This window comes from Caulobacter sp. GW821-FHT12D05 (assembly GCF_058807295.1).
Genome location: NZ_JBXAQO010000004.1, coordinates 425,360 through 443,110, shown reverse-complemented (window position 1 = coordinate 443,110; position 17,751 = coordinate 425,360). Strand labels below are relative to the sequence as shown.

Below are 17,751 nucleotides of genomic sequence, written 5' to 3'. Positions count from 1 at the left end.
CTGCTAGGCCAGGGAAAACGATTATCCCTAGCCACGAAATCGAGATTAGGAAAACCGGCCTTGAGTTTTTCTGGAGGCGCGGCGAAATGTCGCGAAATACGCTGCGAAACTTCCGTCAAATCAGACACTTGAACGGTTAAAGATCCGTGGACGGAAAAAGCCGCCCCGGTTTCCCGAGGCGGCTTTCGTATTTCCAAAACTCAATTGAGGGGCGCTGGGGCCTTAGAACATGGCCCGGCCGGCGAGGCGCAGGTTGTAGAGCTTCCGCTTCTTGGCGGCTTCGATACCGCCTTCCAGGGACAGGTAGGACATCGGCGTGCCGGCGCGCAGGGCGAAGCCCGCGGTCAGAGCGCCGTTCCGATCGTCCAGGGCGGCCAGGGTGAACGGGTTGCCGTTCGTGAAACGGGACACCGTGTCACCGATCGAGCCAGCCAGGGTCTGGCGATAGCCGACCCGCACTTCCGGACGCCACCAGACGGTCTTGCCGAAGTCGGCGCCGAACACCACCCCCAGCTCGCCCGAGAGACTGCTGGAAGTGCGCTTGTCGATGGTCTGGTTGAAGCCGTCGCCCGGGGTGGTCGAGATGACGCCATCCTTGATGTAGACGGCGTTGCGTTCCTCGCGCTTGCCTTCACGCAGCCAGACATAGTCCAGGCGGCCTTCGGGGCGGGCGAAGAAGCGACCAAACTTCTGCTCATAGGCTGCGCCGGCGAAGGCGTTGGCCGTGAAGCCGTTCCAGTCGGCGTTGTTGCCGACGTTCAGGTCGGCCGTGCCGTCGCCGTTGGTGTCGGGCGAGATGAAGCGACGATCGGCCTTGAAGAAGCCATAGCCCACGCCGCCGCCGGTGTTGAAGCGCCAGCCGCCGACCGAACGACGCCAGTAGGCGCCGGTCTGGACGAACGAGGCGGTGGTCTGCTCGCCGACCTTGGCGACGGTGTCGTGTTCTTCGATGCTGACATAGGCCAGGGTCAGGCCCAGCGCGCCGCCGGCGTCGCCCATGGCCTCGTAGCCGCCGACGAAGCCGAAGGCCTGCGTATCCGAGCCCAGCGACTGGTCGGTGTCGCGACGGGTCAGGTTGTTGATTTCCTGCATCCAGATGCTGTCGGGACCGTAGCGATCGCCTGGATCGGGCCGATACATGGTGGCGGCCGAGATCTGCTGGTTGACCGACTGCAAAGCCGTGAACAGGCCGATCCCCTGGTCGGGCAGCATCTGGTCGTACAGGTCGCGGAAGCCGTCGCGGGTGTTCTGGCCCAGGAACTGGGTGGCCAGGGCCGAGTCATTGCCCAGGGCGGCGAACACGGCGTCATAGGCCGAGGTCTCGGCCCGGTTGAAGCCGATCTCGGCGGCCGTGCGGCGGCGCACGTCGATATAGACGTTGTTGGTGTCGGCGCGGCTGGTGGCCACGTACAGGTACGGCGACTCGGCCAGCAGGCCGTTGCCGATGGTCCCGACATTGATGTTGCTGCCCTGGATCACCAGGAAGCTGGTCGGGGCCTTGACGATATTGGCCAGGCGGATGCCCAGCTCGGCGCCGGTGGCGATGTTGGTCGCGCCCGAGACCACCAGCTTGGTGTTCTGGCCCGCGGCCGGATCGGCCGAGAATAAGAGCTTGGACTTGGCGCCCATCGTCAGGCTGGAGACGTTGATGGTGTCGGTGTTGACGATGCCCAGGCTGCCGTTGGCGATGGCGATGTCCAGCTTGCCGTCGCTGTCGTTCAGCTTGCCCAGGGCCACGCCGCCGCCGTCGATCGACAGGCGGTCCTGACCGGCGCCGAACGACATGTTGCCGACCAGGGTGCCGCTCCACAGGTTCAGCGTGTCGTTACCGCCGCCGAACAGCACGTCGCCCACCATGCTCGGGGCGATCGTGGTCGTGGTGGTGTCGGTGCTGGCCACGGTGTCGGTGGTCGGCCAGGTGGTGGTCGAGGCGTAGTCGGTCGGACCCGACTGGGTGAAGGTCACGCCCGAATTGTTGGCGCGCAGGTCCAGGGCGATGCCCTGGCCGACGGCCGTGACCGTCGCGGCCGTGCCGTCGGCCTTGAAGGCGGGCGCGGTGACGGCGGCGCGGATCGACCCGGTGTTGGTGATGGTCTTCAGCGTGCCGGCCTGGTCGAGGATGGCCACCGCGTCGCCGGTCTCGCCGACGCGGCCGACGGTGATCGAGCCGGTGTTGCGGATGCTGGTGGTGGCCGAGCCCGCGCCCAGCACGACGCCGCGCGCCGAGGCGGTGACGCCCGAGCCGGCATAGGACGACGAGCTGGCGGCGATGGCGCCGCGGTTCAGCAGCTCGTTGACCACCGAGCCGGTGTTCAGGGCGATGCCGGTGGCGTCGGCCTCGAAGGTGGTGGCCTGGATCTGGCCGTCGTTGCGCAGGCCGTTCGTCAGGGTCGTCGTGCGACCGCCGCCCGCGCCGATCGACACGCCCGTGGCGGTGACGCCGTTATAGACGCCCGCGGCGCTGATCGCGCCCTTGGCCACCAGGCCGTAGGCGAGGTCGCCCGCGCCGACCGCGCCCAGGGTGACGTTCTTGTCAGCCGAACCGATCTGCAGGGCCGGCGCGCTGCCGTACACGCTGATGCTGGACGAGCCCGAGGTGCTGGAGGTGATCGCGGTGGTGACGGTGTTGCCGTCCGTACCGACCTTGGTCGAGTAGTTGGCGCCCTGCAGCAGCACGCCGCCGGTCACGTCGCCCGCGACACGGACGGCCGGGCCGCCCTGCAGCAGGTCGTCGGCGTCCAGCTTGTTCAGCGCGTCCAGCGTGGTCGGGCGCGAAGTGTAGCGATAGCCGGTGGCGGTGGCGGTGCCTTGCAGCACCAGCGCGCCGTTGACGGTCGAATCGATGGCCTGGGCGACCGCGTCCTTGCCCTGGGCGGTGATCGAGCCGCCCATGGTCACCTTGCCGGTGACCGGGGCCGCGATGCGCACGCCATAGGCATTGTCGCCGACGACGCTGATCGTGCCCATATTGGTGACGTTGCCGACCACCGGGCCTTCCAGCAGCATGCCGGCCGAGTTGTTGCCCTCGATGGTGATCGTGCCGCCGACGCCGTTCTCGATATTGCCGGTGTGGGTCCCGGCGTTGGTCAGGCGGATACCGTAGCGGTTGGCCCCCTGGGCGAACGCACCGTCGATGTCGCCGTCCGAGTCGGTGTCGGTGGCCGTGTAGTCCTCGACCAGCGAGATCGTGCCGGTGTTGCTGAGGTTGCCGGTCTTGCCGCCGATGATCAGCACGCCGACGCCGTCGTTCACGCCGGTCGTCGAGAGGGTCCCCTTGTTGGTGACCGAGTTGTTGCTGTCGATCGTGACGATCGCGCCCGTCGAGGTCGGCTTGATGGAGCCGTCCGCGGTGATGGCGATGTCATCCGCCGCAGATCCCGTCGCCGTGCTGGTGGCGATGGGCGTCGTACGCGCGGTGGAGACCGAGGTTTCCGCCATCGCGGCGAACCCCATAGCCAAGAGAGGAGCGGCCGCGACTGTCGCGACCAGGACCTTGCGCTGCATTACGTATGACACCCCAACGGAAACCGGCGCACCTAATTCGGGTCACGTTGCGGCGAAAATGCGGTGCATCTCGCTCGTGACACGTACTGAAACGTCATCCGTCTATCGCATGGCTTGGCGGGGCGCCATATCTGGATCGACGAATCGCCTCTCGCTTGAATCGGTGAGCCTCCACATGCCGCTGGCGAACACGCCCCCGGACAGCTCCGAAAGCCGCCGTGCGGGCGCATTCTGGCCTTCCATGATTGGGCCAGGCGTCATTCTGGGCCTGGCCGTGGTCGGCGTGGCCCAGCCCGTTCCGGCCGTGATCGCGGCCGTGGCGACCGGCGGCGCGGGCTGGTGGCTGTCGCGCCGGGCCGATGCGCCGGCGGTGATTCCCATTCCCGGCGGCCTGGTTCCGGCCGCGGTCGTCGAGGAGGTGCCGCCCTTCGCGGCGATTCTCGACCGCCTGCCCGATCCTTTGATGGTCATCGCCGCCGAGGAGGCCGATGACCTGACCGGCCGCCGCTTCCTGTTCGCCAACGCCGCCGCCCGGGATCTGTTCAAGATTCAGCACCAGGGCGCCTTGCTGGTCACCGCCGTGCGCAATCCGCGCGTGCTGGAGGCCGTGGACGAGGCCTTGTTCGGCAATGTCGAGGGCGTGGTCGAGTTCGAGACCGGCGGCGCCCAGGGCCGCGCCTGGCTGGCCCATGCCCGGCCGCTGAAGGAAAGCGCCGGCCGCTCGCGCTTGGCCCTGCTGGCCCTGCGCGACGAGACCGACGCCCGCCGCAGCGAGCGCACCCGCGCCGATTTCCTGGCCAACGCCAGCCACGAGCTGCGCACGCCGCTGGCCTCGCTGTCGGGCTTCATCGAGACCCTGCGCGGCCACGCCAAGGACGATCCGGGCGCGCGCGACAAGTTCCTGGCCATCATGCTGGCCCAGGCCGAGCGGATGTCGCGCCTGATCGACGACCTGATGAGCTTGTCGCGAATCGAGCTGAACGAGCACATCGCGCCGCTGGGCCGGGTGGACCTGGCCATGGCCGCCGTCGACGTGATCGACGCCCTGGCGCCGCAAGCCCGCGACAAGGGCGTGATCTTCGATCCCGTCCTGCCGCCGCGCGGCGGGGCGGTGATCGAGGGCGACCGCGACCAGATCATCCAGGTGATCCAGAACCTGGTCGACAACGCCATCAAATATACGCCCGAGGGCGAGACCGTGCGGGTCGAGATCTTCCCCGGTCTGTCTGCCGAGGCCGCCGCCGCCGCCCGCGACACCGCCGCCGCCCGCATGTCGCTGCTGACGCCCGACCACGACCCGGCCGAGCGCTACGCCGTGCTGCGCGTCACCGACAAGGGGCCGGGCCTGGCGCGCGAGCACCTGCCGCGCCTGACCGAGCGCTTCTATAGAGTGGAAGGCCAGAAGAGCGGCGAGCGCTCGGGCACGGGCCTGGGCCTGGCGATCGTCAAGCACATCATGAACCGTCACCGGGGCGGGCTGACGGTCGAGAGCGTCCAGGGCGAAGGCGCGACCTTCGGCGTCTATCTGCCGATGGCCAAGGCGACGTCAGCCCCCGCGCCGGTCCCGCCGCCAACGGCGACGGCCGAGGCCTAGAATTCGTTCCACTCGTCGGTCTTGACCGCCACGGCGGCCGAGCCCGGCCGGCTGATCGGCGCGCGGGCCGGGCGTGAGGCAGGACGGGGCGCATAGGCCGGGGCCGATTGGGCGCGGGGCGCGACGCTGGTCGTGAAGCGGTTGACCAGGGCCGACAGCTCGTTGGACTCCTGCCGCAGGCTGGCGGAGGCGGCGTTGGCCTCCTCGACCATGGCCGCGTTGCTTTGGGTGACCTGGTCCATGCGGTTGACGGCGGTGTTGACCTCCGAGAGGCCGACCGACTGTTCGCGCGACGACTCGGCGATCTCGGAGATCAGGCCGTCGATCTGGCCGACCTTCAGGGCGATGGTCGACAAGGCCTCGCCCGTGTCGCCGACCAGGCGGACGCCACGCGCCACCTGCGAGGACGAGTTGGCGATCAGGATCTTGATCTCCTTGGCGGCCTCGGCCGAGCGCTGGGCCAGGGCCCGGACTTCCGAAGCCACGACCGCGAAGCCGCGACCGGCCTCGCCCGCCCGCGCGGCTTCGACGCCGGCGTTGAGGGCCAGAAGGTTGGTCTGGAAGGCGATCTCGTCGATGACGCCGATAATGCTGGTGATCTGGCCGGACGACTTCTCGATCTCGCCCATGGCGGCCACGGCGTCGCCGACGATCTGGCCCGAGCGGGCGGCGTCCGCGCGGGCGGCGGTGGCGGCCTCGGACGCCTGCTTGGCGCCGTGGGCGCTACGGCTGACCGTGGCGGTGATCTCGTCGAGCGCGGCGGCGGTCTTTTCCAGGTTGGCGGCCTGCTGCTCGGTGCGCTGGGCCAGGTCTTCCGAGGCGGTCGAGATCTCCTGGGCCCCGGCCCCGACGCTCTGGGTGGCGTGGGCGACCACGCCCATGGCCTCGTCCAGCACCGACATGGCGGTGTTGAAATCGTCGCGGACCTTGCTGAACTGCGGATCGACCGGATCGGCGATGCGATAGGTCAGGTCGTTCTGGGCCAGGTGCTCGAGGCCCTGGGCGATCTCGTTGACGGCATGGACGCGGCCGGTGACGACGGTGGCGAACTTCACGACCTTGGTGATGTTGCGCTTGTGGTCGAAGATCGGATTGTACGAGGCCTGGATCCAGACCTCCTGGCCGCCCTTGCCCACGCGCTTGAACTCGGCGGCCACGAACTCGCCGGCGTTCAGCTTGCGCCAGAACGCGGCGTATTCGGGCGAGGCGCCATAGGCGGCCTCGACGAACATCCGGTGGTGCTTGCCCTGGATCTCCGACAGGGCGTAGCCGAGCGCGCCCAGGAAGTTGTCGTTGGCGGTGATGATCTGGCCGTCCGGCGTGAACTCGATCACGGCCTGGGCGCGGCCGATGGCGTCCATCTTGCCGCGCTCCTCGGCGCTCTTACGCTTCTCTTCAGTGATCACCGTGGCGATCTTGACGATGCGCGAGACGCGACCCCGCCCGTCGCGGATCGGGTTGTACGAGGCCTGGATCCAGATCTCGACGCCGCCCTTGCCCAGGCGCAGATACTCACGCGCGTCGAACTCGCCCCGGCCCAGCTTCTTCCAGAAGTTCGCATATTCCTCGCTGACCGCGTGGGTCGGCTCGACGAACATCCGGTGGTGCTGGCCGACGATCTCGTCGAGGCTGTAGCCCATGGCCGTGCAGAAGTTGGCGTTGGCCGACAGGATCTTGCCGCTGGGGTCGAACTCGATGGTCGCCAGCGACTTGTCGAGGGCGGCCAAGGTCTCCACGGCGTGCGAACGCTTGAACATCGTGCCGGCTTCCTGGGCGGTTAGGGAGGTTCGAGCGCGAACCTGCCCGTCCAGCTCTTCACCAAGTCCTAAATGAAGAAGCGCGACGTCCCCGCTTTGAGGGCGATGAAATCGCTCGCGATCGTTTTCCTTTTCTAGCGCTTTGAAATAACGCGGAAATTTAGAGGCCAAATCCAGATCGCGCATGGCGTGCGACGGGGTGCGACATATCGACCGGGGCTGTGACGTTGCTGAATCCCGACAGTCATCGGACCGCGGGCCGGGCGCTGTCGTCAAACTGTCACAGATCCGTCGCATAAGCACAGCGCCGGCCCGGCATAGATCGGGGCGGGGGAAGGTCAGCGATCCTGCGGGGCCTTCGACAACTCGCGACAAGATTAGCCTCACGCATGCTGACCTGGCTCTCGCTCCTCGTCCTGGCGCTGTTCTCCGGTGTGGCTTTCGCCGCCGGTCGCCGCCGCGCCGTGGCCTCCGCTGGAGGCCGCAAGCGCGTCCTCCACTCCCTGCCGGATTACTACGGGACCTACGCGGCCCTGTGGGCCGGCGTGCCGGCCGCGCTGCTGCTGCTGCTGGGCGCCGCCTTCGGTGGCCGCGTCGAGGACGCCATGCTGCAGTCCACGCGTCCCGCCGCCGTCCAGGCGCTGGAGCCGGACCGTCAGGCCGTCTTCTATAGCGACGCCCACGCGATCGCTTCGAAGCAGCCGCCGTCGGAAGTGACCTACGAAGGCGAGATCAAGGTCGCCCTCGACGCCAAGGTCGCCGAGGCCCGCCGCATCGAGGCCGTGCTGAACGTCGGCATGCTGGCCGGCGCCGGCGTGCTGGCCCTGGCCGGCTTCCTGCTGGCCTTCCCGCGCATCTCCACCGAATTCCGCGCCCGCAACCGGGTCGAGGGCTGGGTCAGCATCCTGCTGATCGGCTGCTCGGTCGCGGCCGTGCTGACCACCTTGGGCATCGTGCTCTCGCTGGTCTGGGAAAGCTGGCGCTTCTTCCAGAGCGTCAACCCGATCTCGTTCCTGTTCGGCACCGAATGGAGCCCGCAGATCGCCATGCGCGCCGACCAGGTCGCCTCGGCGGGCGCGTTCGGGGCCGTGCCGCTGTTCGCCGGCACCTTCCTGATCATGCTGATCGCCATGCTGGTGGCCGCGCCTGTCGGCCTCTACTCGGCGATCTACCTCTCGGAATATGCCGGCCGCGGCGTCCGCGGCGTGGTCAAGCCGCTGCTGGAAATCCTGGCCGGCGTGCCGACCGTGGTCTACGGCTTCTTCGCCGCCCTGACGGTGGGCCCGCTGTTCCGCGCCGGCTTCAACGCCATCGGCGCGGCCCTGCCGGCCGGTCCGCTGGCCACCTATCTGATGGAAGTCCAGAACCAGATGGCCCTGGTGGCCGGGGTGGTGATGGGGATCATGCTGATCCCGTTCGTCTCCTCGCTGTCGGACGACATCATCAACGCCGTTCCGCAGTCGCTCCGCGACGGCAGCTACGCGATGGGCGCCACCAAGTCCGAGACCGTCAAGAAGGTTGTCCTGCCGGCCGCCCTGCCGGGCATCATGGCCGCCATGCTGCTGGCCGTGTCCCGCGCCGTCGGCGAGACCATGATCGTGACCATGGCCGCCGGCCTGCAGGCCAAGATGACGGTCAACCCGCTCGACACCGTGACCACCGTCACCGTCCAGATTGTCACCTTGCTCACCGGCGACCAGGAGTTCGACAGCCCGAAAACGCTGTCGGCCTTCGGCCTGGGCCTCACCCTGTTCGTGGTGACCCTGACGCTGAACATCGTCGCCCTGCGCATCGTCCAGAAGTACCGGGAACAATATGACTGACGCCACCCTCGGCGCGGCCGCCCCGCGCTCCGCCGCTTCGGCAGCCATGGAAGCCCGGCTGAAGAAGCGCCACGCCGCAGAGCGGACCTTCAAGGCTCAGGGCATGGCCGCCATCATCGTGGCCCTGGTGTTCCTGGTCGTGCTGGTCGGCCGGATCGTGAGCCAAGGCTACACGACCTTCGAAACCCACACGCTGAACGTGCCGGTCTATCTGAACCCGGACCGCATCGACACGTCGGACCTCTCGGGCGTCAACTACGACTACATCGTCGCCGAGGCGGTGATGAAGAAGTTGAACATCCAGGACGACGACCTGGGCTCGGTCTCGACCAAGGTCCAGGACCTGGTGTCGCGCGACTTCGGCTTCCAGATCCTGAACAAGCTGAAGGCCGACCCCAAGCTGATCGGTCAGACGATCACCCTGACGGGTCCGCTGAAGGCCGACGCCGATCTCTACTTCAAGGGCGAGATCAAGCGCACGACCGCCGAAGGCGACCGCAAGCTGGACAACCAGCAGCTGGACTGGCTGGACAAGCTGGAAAAGACCGGCGCGGTCACCTCGGGCTTCAACTTCGCCTTCTTCACCAATTCCGACTCGACCGAGCCTGAACAGGCCGGCGTGCTGGGCGCGGTGGTCGGCTCGGCCATGATGCTGATCATCACCGCCCTGATCGCGGTGCCGGTGGGCGTGCTGGCCGCGACCTACCTGGAAGAGTTCGCCCCGAAGAACCGCTGGACGGACATCATCGAGGTCAACATCAACAACCTCGCGGCCGTGCCGTCGATCGTCTACGGCCTGCTGGGCCTGGCGCTGTTCATCAACTGGCTGAACGTGCCGCGCAGCTCGCCGCTGGTCGGCGGCCTGGTGCTGGCCCTGATGGCCCTGCCGACCGTGATCATCGCCACCCGCTCGGCGCTGAAGGCCGTGCCGCCGTCGATCCGCGAAGCCGCCCTGGGCGTCGGCGCGTCCAAGACCCAGACGGTCTTCCACCACGTGCTGCCGCTGGCCATGCCCGGCGTGATGACCGGCGCCATCCTGTCGCTGGCCCACGCCCTGGGCGAGACCGCGCCGCTGCTGATGATCGGCATGGTCTCGTTCGTGCCCGGCGTGCCGGAAGGCTTCACCGGCGCGGCCACCGTGCTGCCGGTCCAGGTGTTCATCTGGGAGAACGCTTCCGAGCGGGCCTTCCACGAACGCACCGCCGCGGCCATCATCGTCCTGCTCGTCTTCATGATCGTCATGAACGCCGCGGCCGTCATCCTGCGCCGCCGCTTCGAACGCCGCTGGTAGGTTTCACATGACCCAGATCCTGAACCCCAACGCTTCGCCCCTTCTCCGTGGACACGCCATGACCGTCCAAAGCCCCGACGACACCGCCCACACGCCGGTGATCCACACCACCGTTCCGCACGGCCACGCTTCGGCGGCGGTCGGCGAGGCCAAGATCAAGGCGCGCGACGTCAAGGTCTTCTACGGCGACAAGCAGGCTTTGTTCGATGTGAACATCGACATCCCGGGCAAGTCGGTCACCGCCTTCATCGGCCCGTCGGGCTGCGGCAAGTCGACTTTCCTGCGCTGCATCAACCGCATGAACGACACCATCCCGTCGGCTCGCGTCGAAGGCTCGATCGAGATCGACGGCAATGACGTCAATCTCAAGAGCGTCGACCCGGTGGTCCTGCGCTCGCGTGTCGGCATGGTGTTCCAGAAGCCGAACCCCTTCCCGAAGACCATCTTCGAGAACGTCGCCTACGGCCCGCGCATCCACGGCCTGGCCTCGTCCAAGGCCGACCTGGAAGCCGTCGTCGAGAGCAGCCTCAAGAAGGCCGGTCTCTGGAACGAAGTCGCCGATCGCCTGCACCAGCCGGGCACCGGCCTGTCGGGCGGCCAGCAGCAGCGTCTGGTGATCGCCCGCGCGATCGCCGTGTCGCCGGAAGTGATCCTGATGGACGAGCCCTGCTCGGCCCTGGACCCTATCGCCACCGCCAAGATCGAGGAGCTGATCGACGAGCTGCGGACCCAGTTCTGCATCGTCATCGTCACCCACTCGATGGCCCAGGCCGCCCGCGTCTCGCAACGCACGGCCTTCTTCCACCTGGGCAAGCTGGTCGAGAGCGGTCCGACCGAGGAGATGTTCACCAATCCTCGCGACAGCCGCACGCAAGACTACATCACCGGCCGCTTCGGCTAAGCGGAAGGATCCCTCAAATGACCGAACATACCGTCAAGTCGTACGGCGAAGAGCTGGCCCACCTGACCGCCGAAGTCACCCGCATGGGCGGCATCGCCGAAAGCCAGGTCGCCGACTGCATCGCCGCCATCGCCCGTCGTGACGCGCCGCTGGCCCAGGCCGTGGTCGCCGGCGACGAGCGCCTGGACGCCTTGCAGGGCGAGATCGAGCGCAAGGCCTTCCGCCTGATCGCGCTGCGCCAGCCGATGGCCGTGGACCTGCGCCACGCCGTCGCCGCCCTGAAGATCTCGATGAGCCTGGAACGCTGCGGCGACATGGCCAAGAACATCGGCAAGCGCGCCCTGATCCTGACCGAAGCCGATCCGATGACGGCCCTGACCCGCTCGATCGAGCGCATGGGCAAGCTGGTGCAAGGCCGTCTGAAGGACGTGCTGGACGCTTACACGACCTCGGACCTGCAACGCGCCATCGGCGTGTGGAGCCGCGACGAGGAAGTCGACGAGCACTACAACTCGATCTTCCGCGAACTGCTCACCTACATGATGGGCGACCCGCGCACGATCAACGCCTGCGCTCATCTGCTGTTCGTGGCCAAGAACCTCGAGCGCATCGGCGATCACGCCACCAACATCGCCGAGATCATCCACTTCGAGCTGACCGGCGACGAACTCGTGTCGCAGCGTCCCAAGCTCGACGTCGTGGCGCAGTAACCTAAGAGGCGACTTGAAGTGACTCCCTACGTTCTGGTGGTGGAAGACGAAGACGCCCTCGCCACCCTGCTTCACTACAACCTCGACAAGGAAGGCTACCGCGTTGGCGTGGCCGGTGATGGCGAGGAAGCCCTGATCATGGCCAATGAGCGGGCCCCTGACCTGGTCATCCTGGACTGGATGCTGCCCAAGGTCTCGGGCATCGAGGTCTGCCGCCGCCTGCGCGGCCGGGCCGAGACCCGCAACGTGCCGATCATCATGCTGACGGCGCGCGGCGAGGAAACCGATCGCATCCGCGGGCTCGACACCGGCGCCGACGACTATGTCGTTAAGCCGTTCTCGATGGTCGAGCTGACGGCCCGCGTTCGCGCGGTGCTGCGCCGCATCCGTCCGGGCCTGGCCGACGACCGCATCACGGTCGGCGACATCATCATCGACCGGGTCGCCCACCGCGTGAAGCGTGGCGGCAAGGAGATCCACCTGGGTCCGACCGAGTTCCGCCTGCTGGACTATCTGATGCAGCATCCGGGCCGGGTGTTCAGCCGCGAACAGCTGCTGGACGCCGTCTGGGGCTCGGACGTCTATGTCGAGGCTCGCACGGTCGACGTCCACATCGGCCGCCTGCGCAAGGCCTTGAACGGCAGCGCGGACGGTGACCCGATCCGCACCGTGCGTTCGGCGGGTTATTCGCTGGATCTGGACGCGGCTTAAGGCTCGTCCAGCAAGGCGTCGGGCCTGCCCGCGTGGCGGGCCCAGTCGGCCGCCGTGCCGTTCCACAGCGTATCGCGCAGGTCGCGTCGCGCGCCGTGTTCCAGCAGGAGCCGGACGGCGTCGGCGTGCCCGTTCCAAGCCGCCTGATGTAGCGGCGTCGAATGAGCGTGGGCGTTCGGCGGATTGAACCGGTTCGGGTCCTCGCCGGCCTCTAGCAATAGTTTCAGCACCCCGGTCCGGCCGAACTGCGCGGCCAGGGCCAGAGCCAGGTGGCGCTCGGCGGGCCGCGCCGTCGCGAGCAGACGCAACGCTTCCGACAGCTCATCCAGGGCCGCCGCCGTCGGCAGGCTCGAGGGCGCGCCCAGCCGCAGCAGCGCACGGGCCGCCACGAACTCTCCATGGACGAGGGCGCCATCCAGGGCGTGGGCCGGATCGGCGCCGTACTCGACCAGCAATTCGATCAGCGCCTCCTGGACGCCAGCCTCACGGGCGACGCGGCCTGAGGCGACCAAGCCCAGCGTCTCCTGGATGTCGGCCGGAGCGCTTCCGGCCTCAAGGATCGCCCGCGCCACCTCGACCACGTTCGGCGGCAGACTGTCTTTGCGGACCGGGTTCTCGGCGACGAAGGCCAGCAGGACGGGCGCGCGGAAATAGGCCGGCTCCTCGAACGTCGCGCGGCGGCGGGGCAGGTCCGGATGCGCCGCCAGCAGGGCGCGCAGCGTGGCGAGGTCGCCGGCGTCCAAGGCCTCGACGGCCTGGCGCAGGATGGGGTCGGTGATCTGGTCTCGAAGCGTGGAGATGAGAACCTCCCTCAGGCCTCCGCCGTACGCTCGTTCTCGTCCGCCGCCCGGGTCGCCATGTCAACGGCCGCCGCGATGCTCTCGAACAGCGCCGTGACCGTGATCGGCTTGGCCAGGTGCAGGTCGGCGCCGGCTTCAAGGCAGGCCTCGACCTGATGGGGCATGGCGTTGGCGGTCAGGGAGATGATCGGGATGCGCACCGTTCCGGCGGCGGCTTCGCGCTCGCGGATGGCGCGGATCGCTGTCAGGCCGTCCATGACCGGCATCTGGGTGTCCATCAGCACCACGTCGAACGGCTGGCTTTCGAAGGCCTCGACCGCGATGGCCCCGTTCTCGGCCACCACCAGGTCGGCGGTCTCGCCCAGCATCAGCTCGACGACGCGCTGGTTGGTCGGGTGATCCTCGGCCAGCAGCACGCGCAGGCGTTCGGCCGTCGGGGCCGGGGCAGGGCGGCGCGCGGGGGCGGGGATCTCGGCCTGCGCCTTCTCCAGGCGGGCGGTGAAGCGGAAGGTCGCGCCGTGGCCCGGCGTCGAGTCGCAGGTGATGTCGCCGCCCATCAGCTTGGCGAAGCGCAGGGCGATGTTCAGCCCCAGGCCCGAGCCGCCGAACCGGCGGGTGATCGAGCCGTCGCCCTGGACGAAGCGTTCGAACAGGCTGGCCTGCACCTCTGGGGTGAAGCCCTCGCCGCTGTCGGCGACCTCGACAGACAGTTCGATCGCGCCGTCCGACGCCTCGCGGGTGGCGGCGCGCACGGCGACCGAGCCCTCGCAGGTGAACTTCACCGCGTTGCTGATCAGGTTGTTGACGATCTGGCCGATCTTCAGCGCGTCGCCGACCGCGCGCTCGTGGAAGTCGCCGGCGAAGTCGAGGCTGAAGGTCAGGCCCTTCTGGTGGGCCAGGCCCTCGAAGGTGGCGGCGGCCGCCGTCAGGCCGGCGCGCAGGTTGAACGGCGCGGGCTCCAGCTCGACCTCGCCGGCCTCGACCTTGGCCAGGTCCAGAATGTCGCTGAGCAGGGCGTTCAGCACCCGGCCCGAGCCCAGGATCACGTCCATCATTTCGCGCTGGCGGTCGGTCAGCTCGGTCTGGGCCAGCACCTGGGCCATGCCCAGCACGCCGTTCAGCGGGGTGCGGATCTCGTGGCTCATGTTTGCCAGGAATTCCGACTTAGCGATGCTGGCGGCCTGGGCGCTTTGCAGCGCGGCCTCCAGGGCGGCGGCGGATTTCTTCCGCTCGGTGATGTCTTCGCTGATGATCAGCAGCAGCTTCTCGTCGCCCTCGCCGGGGATGCCGATCTTCTTGGTTTGCAGCCAGCGGTCGCCGTTGTGCGGGGTCTTCAGCGGCTCTTCGTCGATGACCCAGACGCGGTCGCTGTCCAGCACCTTGCGGTCCATCTCGGCGAAGAAGGCGGCCTGGTCGGCGGGGAAGAAGTCGGCGTCGTTGCGGCCGATCAGGGCTTCGCGCGGCACGCCCAGCAGCTCCTCGCCGGCGCGATTGACCAGCACGAAGCGGCCGTCCTTGCCGTTCTTGACCACCAGCATGGCGGGTACGCTCTCGACCACGGCGTCCAGGAAGGCGCGCGAGTGCAGGGCTTTGGTCGGGTGGGAGGAGCGGTCGTGTTCGTCGGCGGCCATGCGTGGCGTCGGCTTTCCTGCGGCGCTTTGGCCTTAAGGCCTTGAATGGATGCGTGAACTCAAAAACGCATAGTGCGTGGCGCTGCGACGCTGACAAGCACCCCGGAGGCGAGCGGGACGATAGGACGCAGTTCAGCGGCCCAGGCGGCGCAGGACGTCCTCGCGATAGGTGCGGCTGGTCACCAGCTCGGCCCCGCTGGCCAGGATCAGCCGCCACGAGCCGTCCGACAGCGGCTGGGCCTCGCGCACATGGGCCAGGTTGACCAGGGTCGAGCGGTGGACGCGGGCGAAGAGGCGCGGGTCCAAGCGGACCTCCAGGCTCTGCAGGGTGACGCGCAGCAGGCCTTCGCGCCCGGACCAGTGGACGACCACGTAGTTGTCGGCGGCGGCGAACCACTCGACCGCCGAGGCCTCGACGGGAACGCGGCGCGAACCGGCCATGACCATCAGCCGCTCGGGCGGGGCGGCGACGGCGCGGGCTTCGGCCAGAGCGGTCTCTAGCAGGGCGTTGCGGGCGCGGGCCTCGGCGGCGCGGCGATGGTGGACGGCGGCCAGGCCGACGGCGACGATGGCGGTGTAGAGCAGGATGCAGACGGGAACTCTGCCCACGACCCGTCCGGTGAGGTTGGCGCCGCCGATGAAGGCCTGGTCGATCAGGCTCGACGCCAGCGCCTCCAGCGGTACGGCGATGATTCCGGCTAGGAACGCGGCCAGCAGTCCCTTCGGCCCGGCCCCGAACCGCCGCAGGATCAGCCACACCAGGCCCGCCGCCGGCAGCCAGGCGGCATAGACTGCGCCCTGCCAGGCCAGCGAGGTCGGCACATCCAGCACGATGCCGCGCTCGGCCGAGAACCGCCGCGCGAACCAGGCGGCGCTGACCGTGGTCATCAGCCAGCTATAGGCGGTGAACGCCCAGACCCAGGCGGCGGTCGGCGCGCGCCTCAAGCGGGCGATAAGGTCTGCCGCCGGCGCGTCGCCAGCACGACGATCCAGATCACCGCCATCGGTTGGAACAGCAGGGTCGGCCAGAGCTGGCTCCATGGCGTGGGCAGGAAGGTCAGGAAATTGCCCGAGAAGGCGCTCATCACCGCCCCGTAGGCGCTCAGCATCTTCACAAGATGCTCGTAGGTCCAGAGGTTCGGCGAGAACGGCCAGTCGGTGGGGCGCGTAAAGCGCCACAGATCCCAGCCACCCAGGGTGAAGGCGCCATAGACCAGAGCCATGGACACCGCGCCGTTGCGGCCGGTCTGGCCCGTGGCGACCAGGAACAGCACCCAGGCACCGATGGCGATGACGAACAGGGTGACGCCCCAGTCCAGCGCCGTCGCCCGCTGGCGCGGATCCAGGTCCGGCCGCTTGCGCCGCAGGACCCGTGTCCCGGAGAAGACCGTGATTGTCGCCGTCGCCGACAGGGCCGCGAAATAGGCGCTGAAGTGCAGCGCCGTCATGATCCAGGCGGCGGCCAGCAGCACGCTCATCAGGACGACAAATGTCCGCCCGGACCAGCGATGGGCGCGCGAACCCTTGCGGGTGAGGATCGGCAGCAGGCCGGCGGCGACCAGGGCAAAGCCGCAGGCGACGTGCAGGGCCAGGGCGGGGGAGAAGATCTTTTCCATGGCTCAAGCCCTGGCCAGCCCCGCCCGGTCTCGCCATCGCCAAGGGGCGAATGACGGCCAGCGGGGGCGAACCGCTTGACCCGGGGGCGCGCGCACGCCACACCCCGCGCTCATGGAAAAGCTGACCATCCTCCTCGTCGGATCCGGCGGGCGCGAGCACGCCCTGGCCTGGAAGATCGCCCAGTCGCCGCTGTGCGGCCGCCTCGTCGCCGCCCCGGGCAATCCCGGCATCGAAGCCGTCGCCGAGTTGCGCGCGGTCAAGGCGACCGACGCCGACGGCCTGGTCGCCCTGGCCCAGGAGATCGGCGCGGACCTGGTGGTGGTCGGTCCGGAATCGGCGCTGGAAGTCGGCCTGGCCGACAAGCTGGCCGTGGTCGGCATCCCCTGCTTCGGCGGCAGCCAGCGCGCCGCGCAGCTGGAAACCTCCAAGGCCTTCACCAAGGACTTCTGCCAGCGCCACGGTCTGCCGACGGCGGCCTATGGCGTGTTCGAGGATGCCGCTTCGGCCGGGACGTTCCTCGACACCCTGGAAGCCCCGTTCGTGATCAAGGCCGACGGCCTGGCGGCCGGCAAGGGCGTGGTGATCGCCGCCACCCGGGCCGAGGCTGACGCCGCCGTGCTCGACATGCTGGGCGGCCGCTTCGGCTCGGCCGGCGCCCGCGTGGTGATCGAGGAGTTCATGCACGGCGAGGAGGCCTCGCTGTTCGCCCTTTCCGATGGCGAGACTGCGGTCCTCTTCGGCGCGGCCCAGGACCACAAGCGCGCCTATGACGGCGACGAGGGCCCCAACACCGGCGGCATGGGCACCTACTCCCCGCCGCCCGTCCTGACCGACGCCTTGATCGACCAGGCCTGGCGCGAGCTGATCGTGCCGACCGTCGAAGGCATGGCCGCCGAGGGCAATCCGTATGTCGGCGTGCTGTATGCCGGGCTGATGCTGACGCCGACGGGCCCGAAGCTGGTCGAATACAACGCCCGTTTCGGCGACCCCGAGTGCCAGACCCTGATGCTGCGCCTGGACAGCGACATCGTCCCGATCCTGCTGGCCTGCGCCAAGGGCGAGCTGGCCAGCGCGCAGCCCCCCAAGTGGCGCGAGGAAGCCGCGATCTGCGTGGTCCTGGCCGCCGAGGGTTATCCCGACGCGCCCAAGACCGGCGGCCTGATCCAGGACGCCGAGGCCGACTTTGGCAACGAAGCCGTGGTCTTCCACGCCGGCACCGCCCGCGACGCCGAGGGCGCCCTGCGCGCTTCGGGCGGCCGGGTGCTGAACGTCTGCGCCCTGGGCGCGACCCTGCACGAGGCCCGCGACGTAGCCTATGCGGCGTTGGGGACGATCAGCCTGGAAGGCGGCTTCTACCGCAGCGACATCGGCTGGCGGGCACTCAAGCCGCACGGCTGAGCGCCCGCCGCCAC

The 17,751-nt window shown here is 68.6% G+C and carries 13 protein-coding genes; 7 read left to right on the top strand and 6 right to left on the bottom strand.

The features are described from left to right. Window positions 1-222: 222 nt before the first annotated feature. Window positions 223-3,516, bottom strand: a complete 3,294-nt coding sequence (locus AC1RRR_RS20200; protein WP_492815666.1) for an autotransporter outer membrane beta-barrel domain-containing protein — start codon at window positions 3,514-3,516, stop codon at window positions 223-225. Between the two features lie 163 nt (window positions 3,517-3,679). Here AC1RRR_RS20200 and AC1RRR_RS20195 point away from each other — a divergent pair, with 163 nt between their 5' ends. Beyond that, window positions 3,680-5,098, top strand: coding sequence for a sensor histidine kinase (locus AC1RRR_RS20195; RefSeq protein ID WP_492815665.1), 1,419 nt, complete (start codon window positions 3,680-3,682; stop codon window positions 5,096-5,098). On the opposite strand, the gene AC1RRR_RS20190 is transcribed toward AC1RRR_RS20195, so the two are convergent. Continuing rightward, the gene (locus tag AC1RRR_RS20190) at window positions 5,095-6,855 is read right to left on the bottom strand and encodes a methyl-accepting chemotaxis protein (protein ID WP_492815664.1); all 1,761 of its coding nucleotides are present in this window, start codon (window positions 6,853-6,855) and stop codon (window positions 5,095-5,097) included. The genes AC1RRR_RS20195 and AC1RRR_RS20190 overlap by 4 nt on opposite strands. Before the next feature lie 389 nt (window positions 6,856-7,244). On the opposite strand from AC1RRR_RS20190, the gene pstC reads away from it, so the two are divergent. The 5 genes from pstC to phoB are packed head-to-tail and all read left to right on the top strand — an operon-like array spanning window position 7,245 to window position 12,291. After that, window positions 7,245-8,678: a phosphate ABC transporter permease subunit PstC gene (pstC, locus tag AC1RRR_RS20185; RefSeq protein ID WP_492815663.1), complete on the top strand. Its 1,434-nt coding sequence runs from the start codon at window positions 7,245-7,247 to the stop codon at window positions 8,676-8,678. Beyond that, a complete protein-coding gene (gene pstA / locus AC1RRR_RS20180) occupies window positions 8,671-9,969 on the top strand; it encodes a phosphate ABC transporter permease PstA (RefSeq protein WP_492815662.1) in 1,299 nt (432 codons plus the stop codon). The genes pstC and pstA overlap by 8 nt, the downstream gene beginning before the upstream one ends. A 58-nt stretch (window positions 9,970-10,027) precedes the next feature. Then, window positions 10,028-10,870 (top strand): phosphate ABC transporter ATP-binding protein PstB, encoded by an 843-nt coding sequence (pstB, locus tag AC1RRR_RS20175; RefSeq protein WP_492816576.1) that lies wholly within the window; start codon window positions 10,028-10,030, stop codon window positions 10,868-10,870. A 17-nt stretch (window positions 10,871-10,887) separates the two neighbouring features. Further along, window positions 10,888-11,580, top strand: coding sequence for a phosphate signaling complex protein PhoU (phoU, locus tag AC1RRR_RS20170; RefSeq protein ID WP_492815661.1), 693 nt, complete (start codon window positions 10,888-10,890; stop codon window positions 11,578-11,580). Between the two features lie 18 nt (window positions 11,581-11,598). Further along, a complete protein-coding gene (gene phoB, locus AC1RRR_RS20165) occupies window positions 11,599-12,291 on the top strand; it encodes a phosphate regulon transcriptional regulator PhoB (protein WP_291871959.1) in 693 nt (230 codons plus the stop codon). Here the strand turns inward: phoB and AC1RRR_RS20160 are convergent. The 4 genes from AC1RRR_RS20160 to AC1RRR_RS20145 form a co-directional block, all read right to left on the bottom strand. Next, window positions 12,288-13,034, bottom strand: a complete 747-nt coding sequence (locus AC1RRR_RS20160; protein ID WP_492815660.1) for an ankyrin repeat domain-containing protein — start codon at window positions 13,032-13,034, stop codon at window positions 12,288-12,290. The two genes, phoB and AC1RRR_RS20160, sit on opposite strands and share 4 nt — an antisense overlap. A 68-nt stretch (window positions 13,035-13,102) precedes the next feature. Next, window positions 13,103-14,722 carry an ATP-binding protein gene (locus AC1RRR_RS20155; RefSeq protein WP_492815659.1) on the bottom strand — a complete coding sequence of 540 codons (1,620 nt, stop codon included), beginning with the start codon at window positions 14,720-14,722 and terminating at the stop codon, window positions 13,103-13,105. A gap of 132 nt (window positions 14,723-14,854) precedes the next feature. Further along, on the bottom strand, window positions 14,855-15,667 hold the full coding sequence (locus AC1RRR_RS20150) for a LytTR family DNA-binding domain-containing protein (protein WP_492815658.1): 813 nt from the start codon (window positions 15,665-15,667) through the stop codon (window positions 14,855-14,857). Then, complete coding sequence (locus tag AC1RRR_RS20145; RefSeq protein ID WP_492815657.1) at window positions 15,664-16,338, bottom strand: DUF2306 domain-containing protein; 675 nt, start codon at window positions 16,336-16,338, stop codon at window positions 15,664-15,666. Before AC1RRR_RS20145 ends, AC1RRR_RS20150 begins: the two co-directional genes overlap by 4 nt. Before the next feature lie 112 nt (window positions 16,339-16,450). Here AC1RRR_RS20145 and purD point away from each other — a divergent pair, with 112 nt between their 5' ends. Further along, entirely contained in the window at window positions 16,451-17,737 is a 1,287-nt protein-coding gene (gene purD, locus AC1RRR_RS20140) for a phosphoribosylamine--glycine ligase (protein WP_492815656.1), read from the top strand. The last annotated feature ends 14 nt before the right edge of the window (window positions 17,738-17,751 follow it).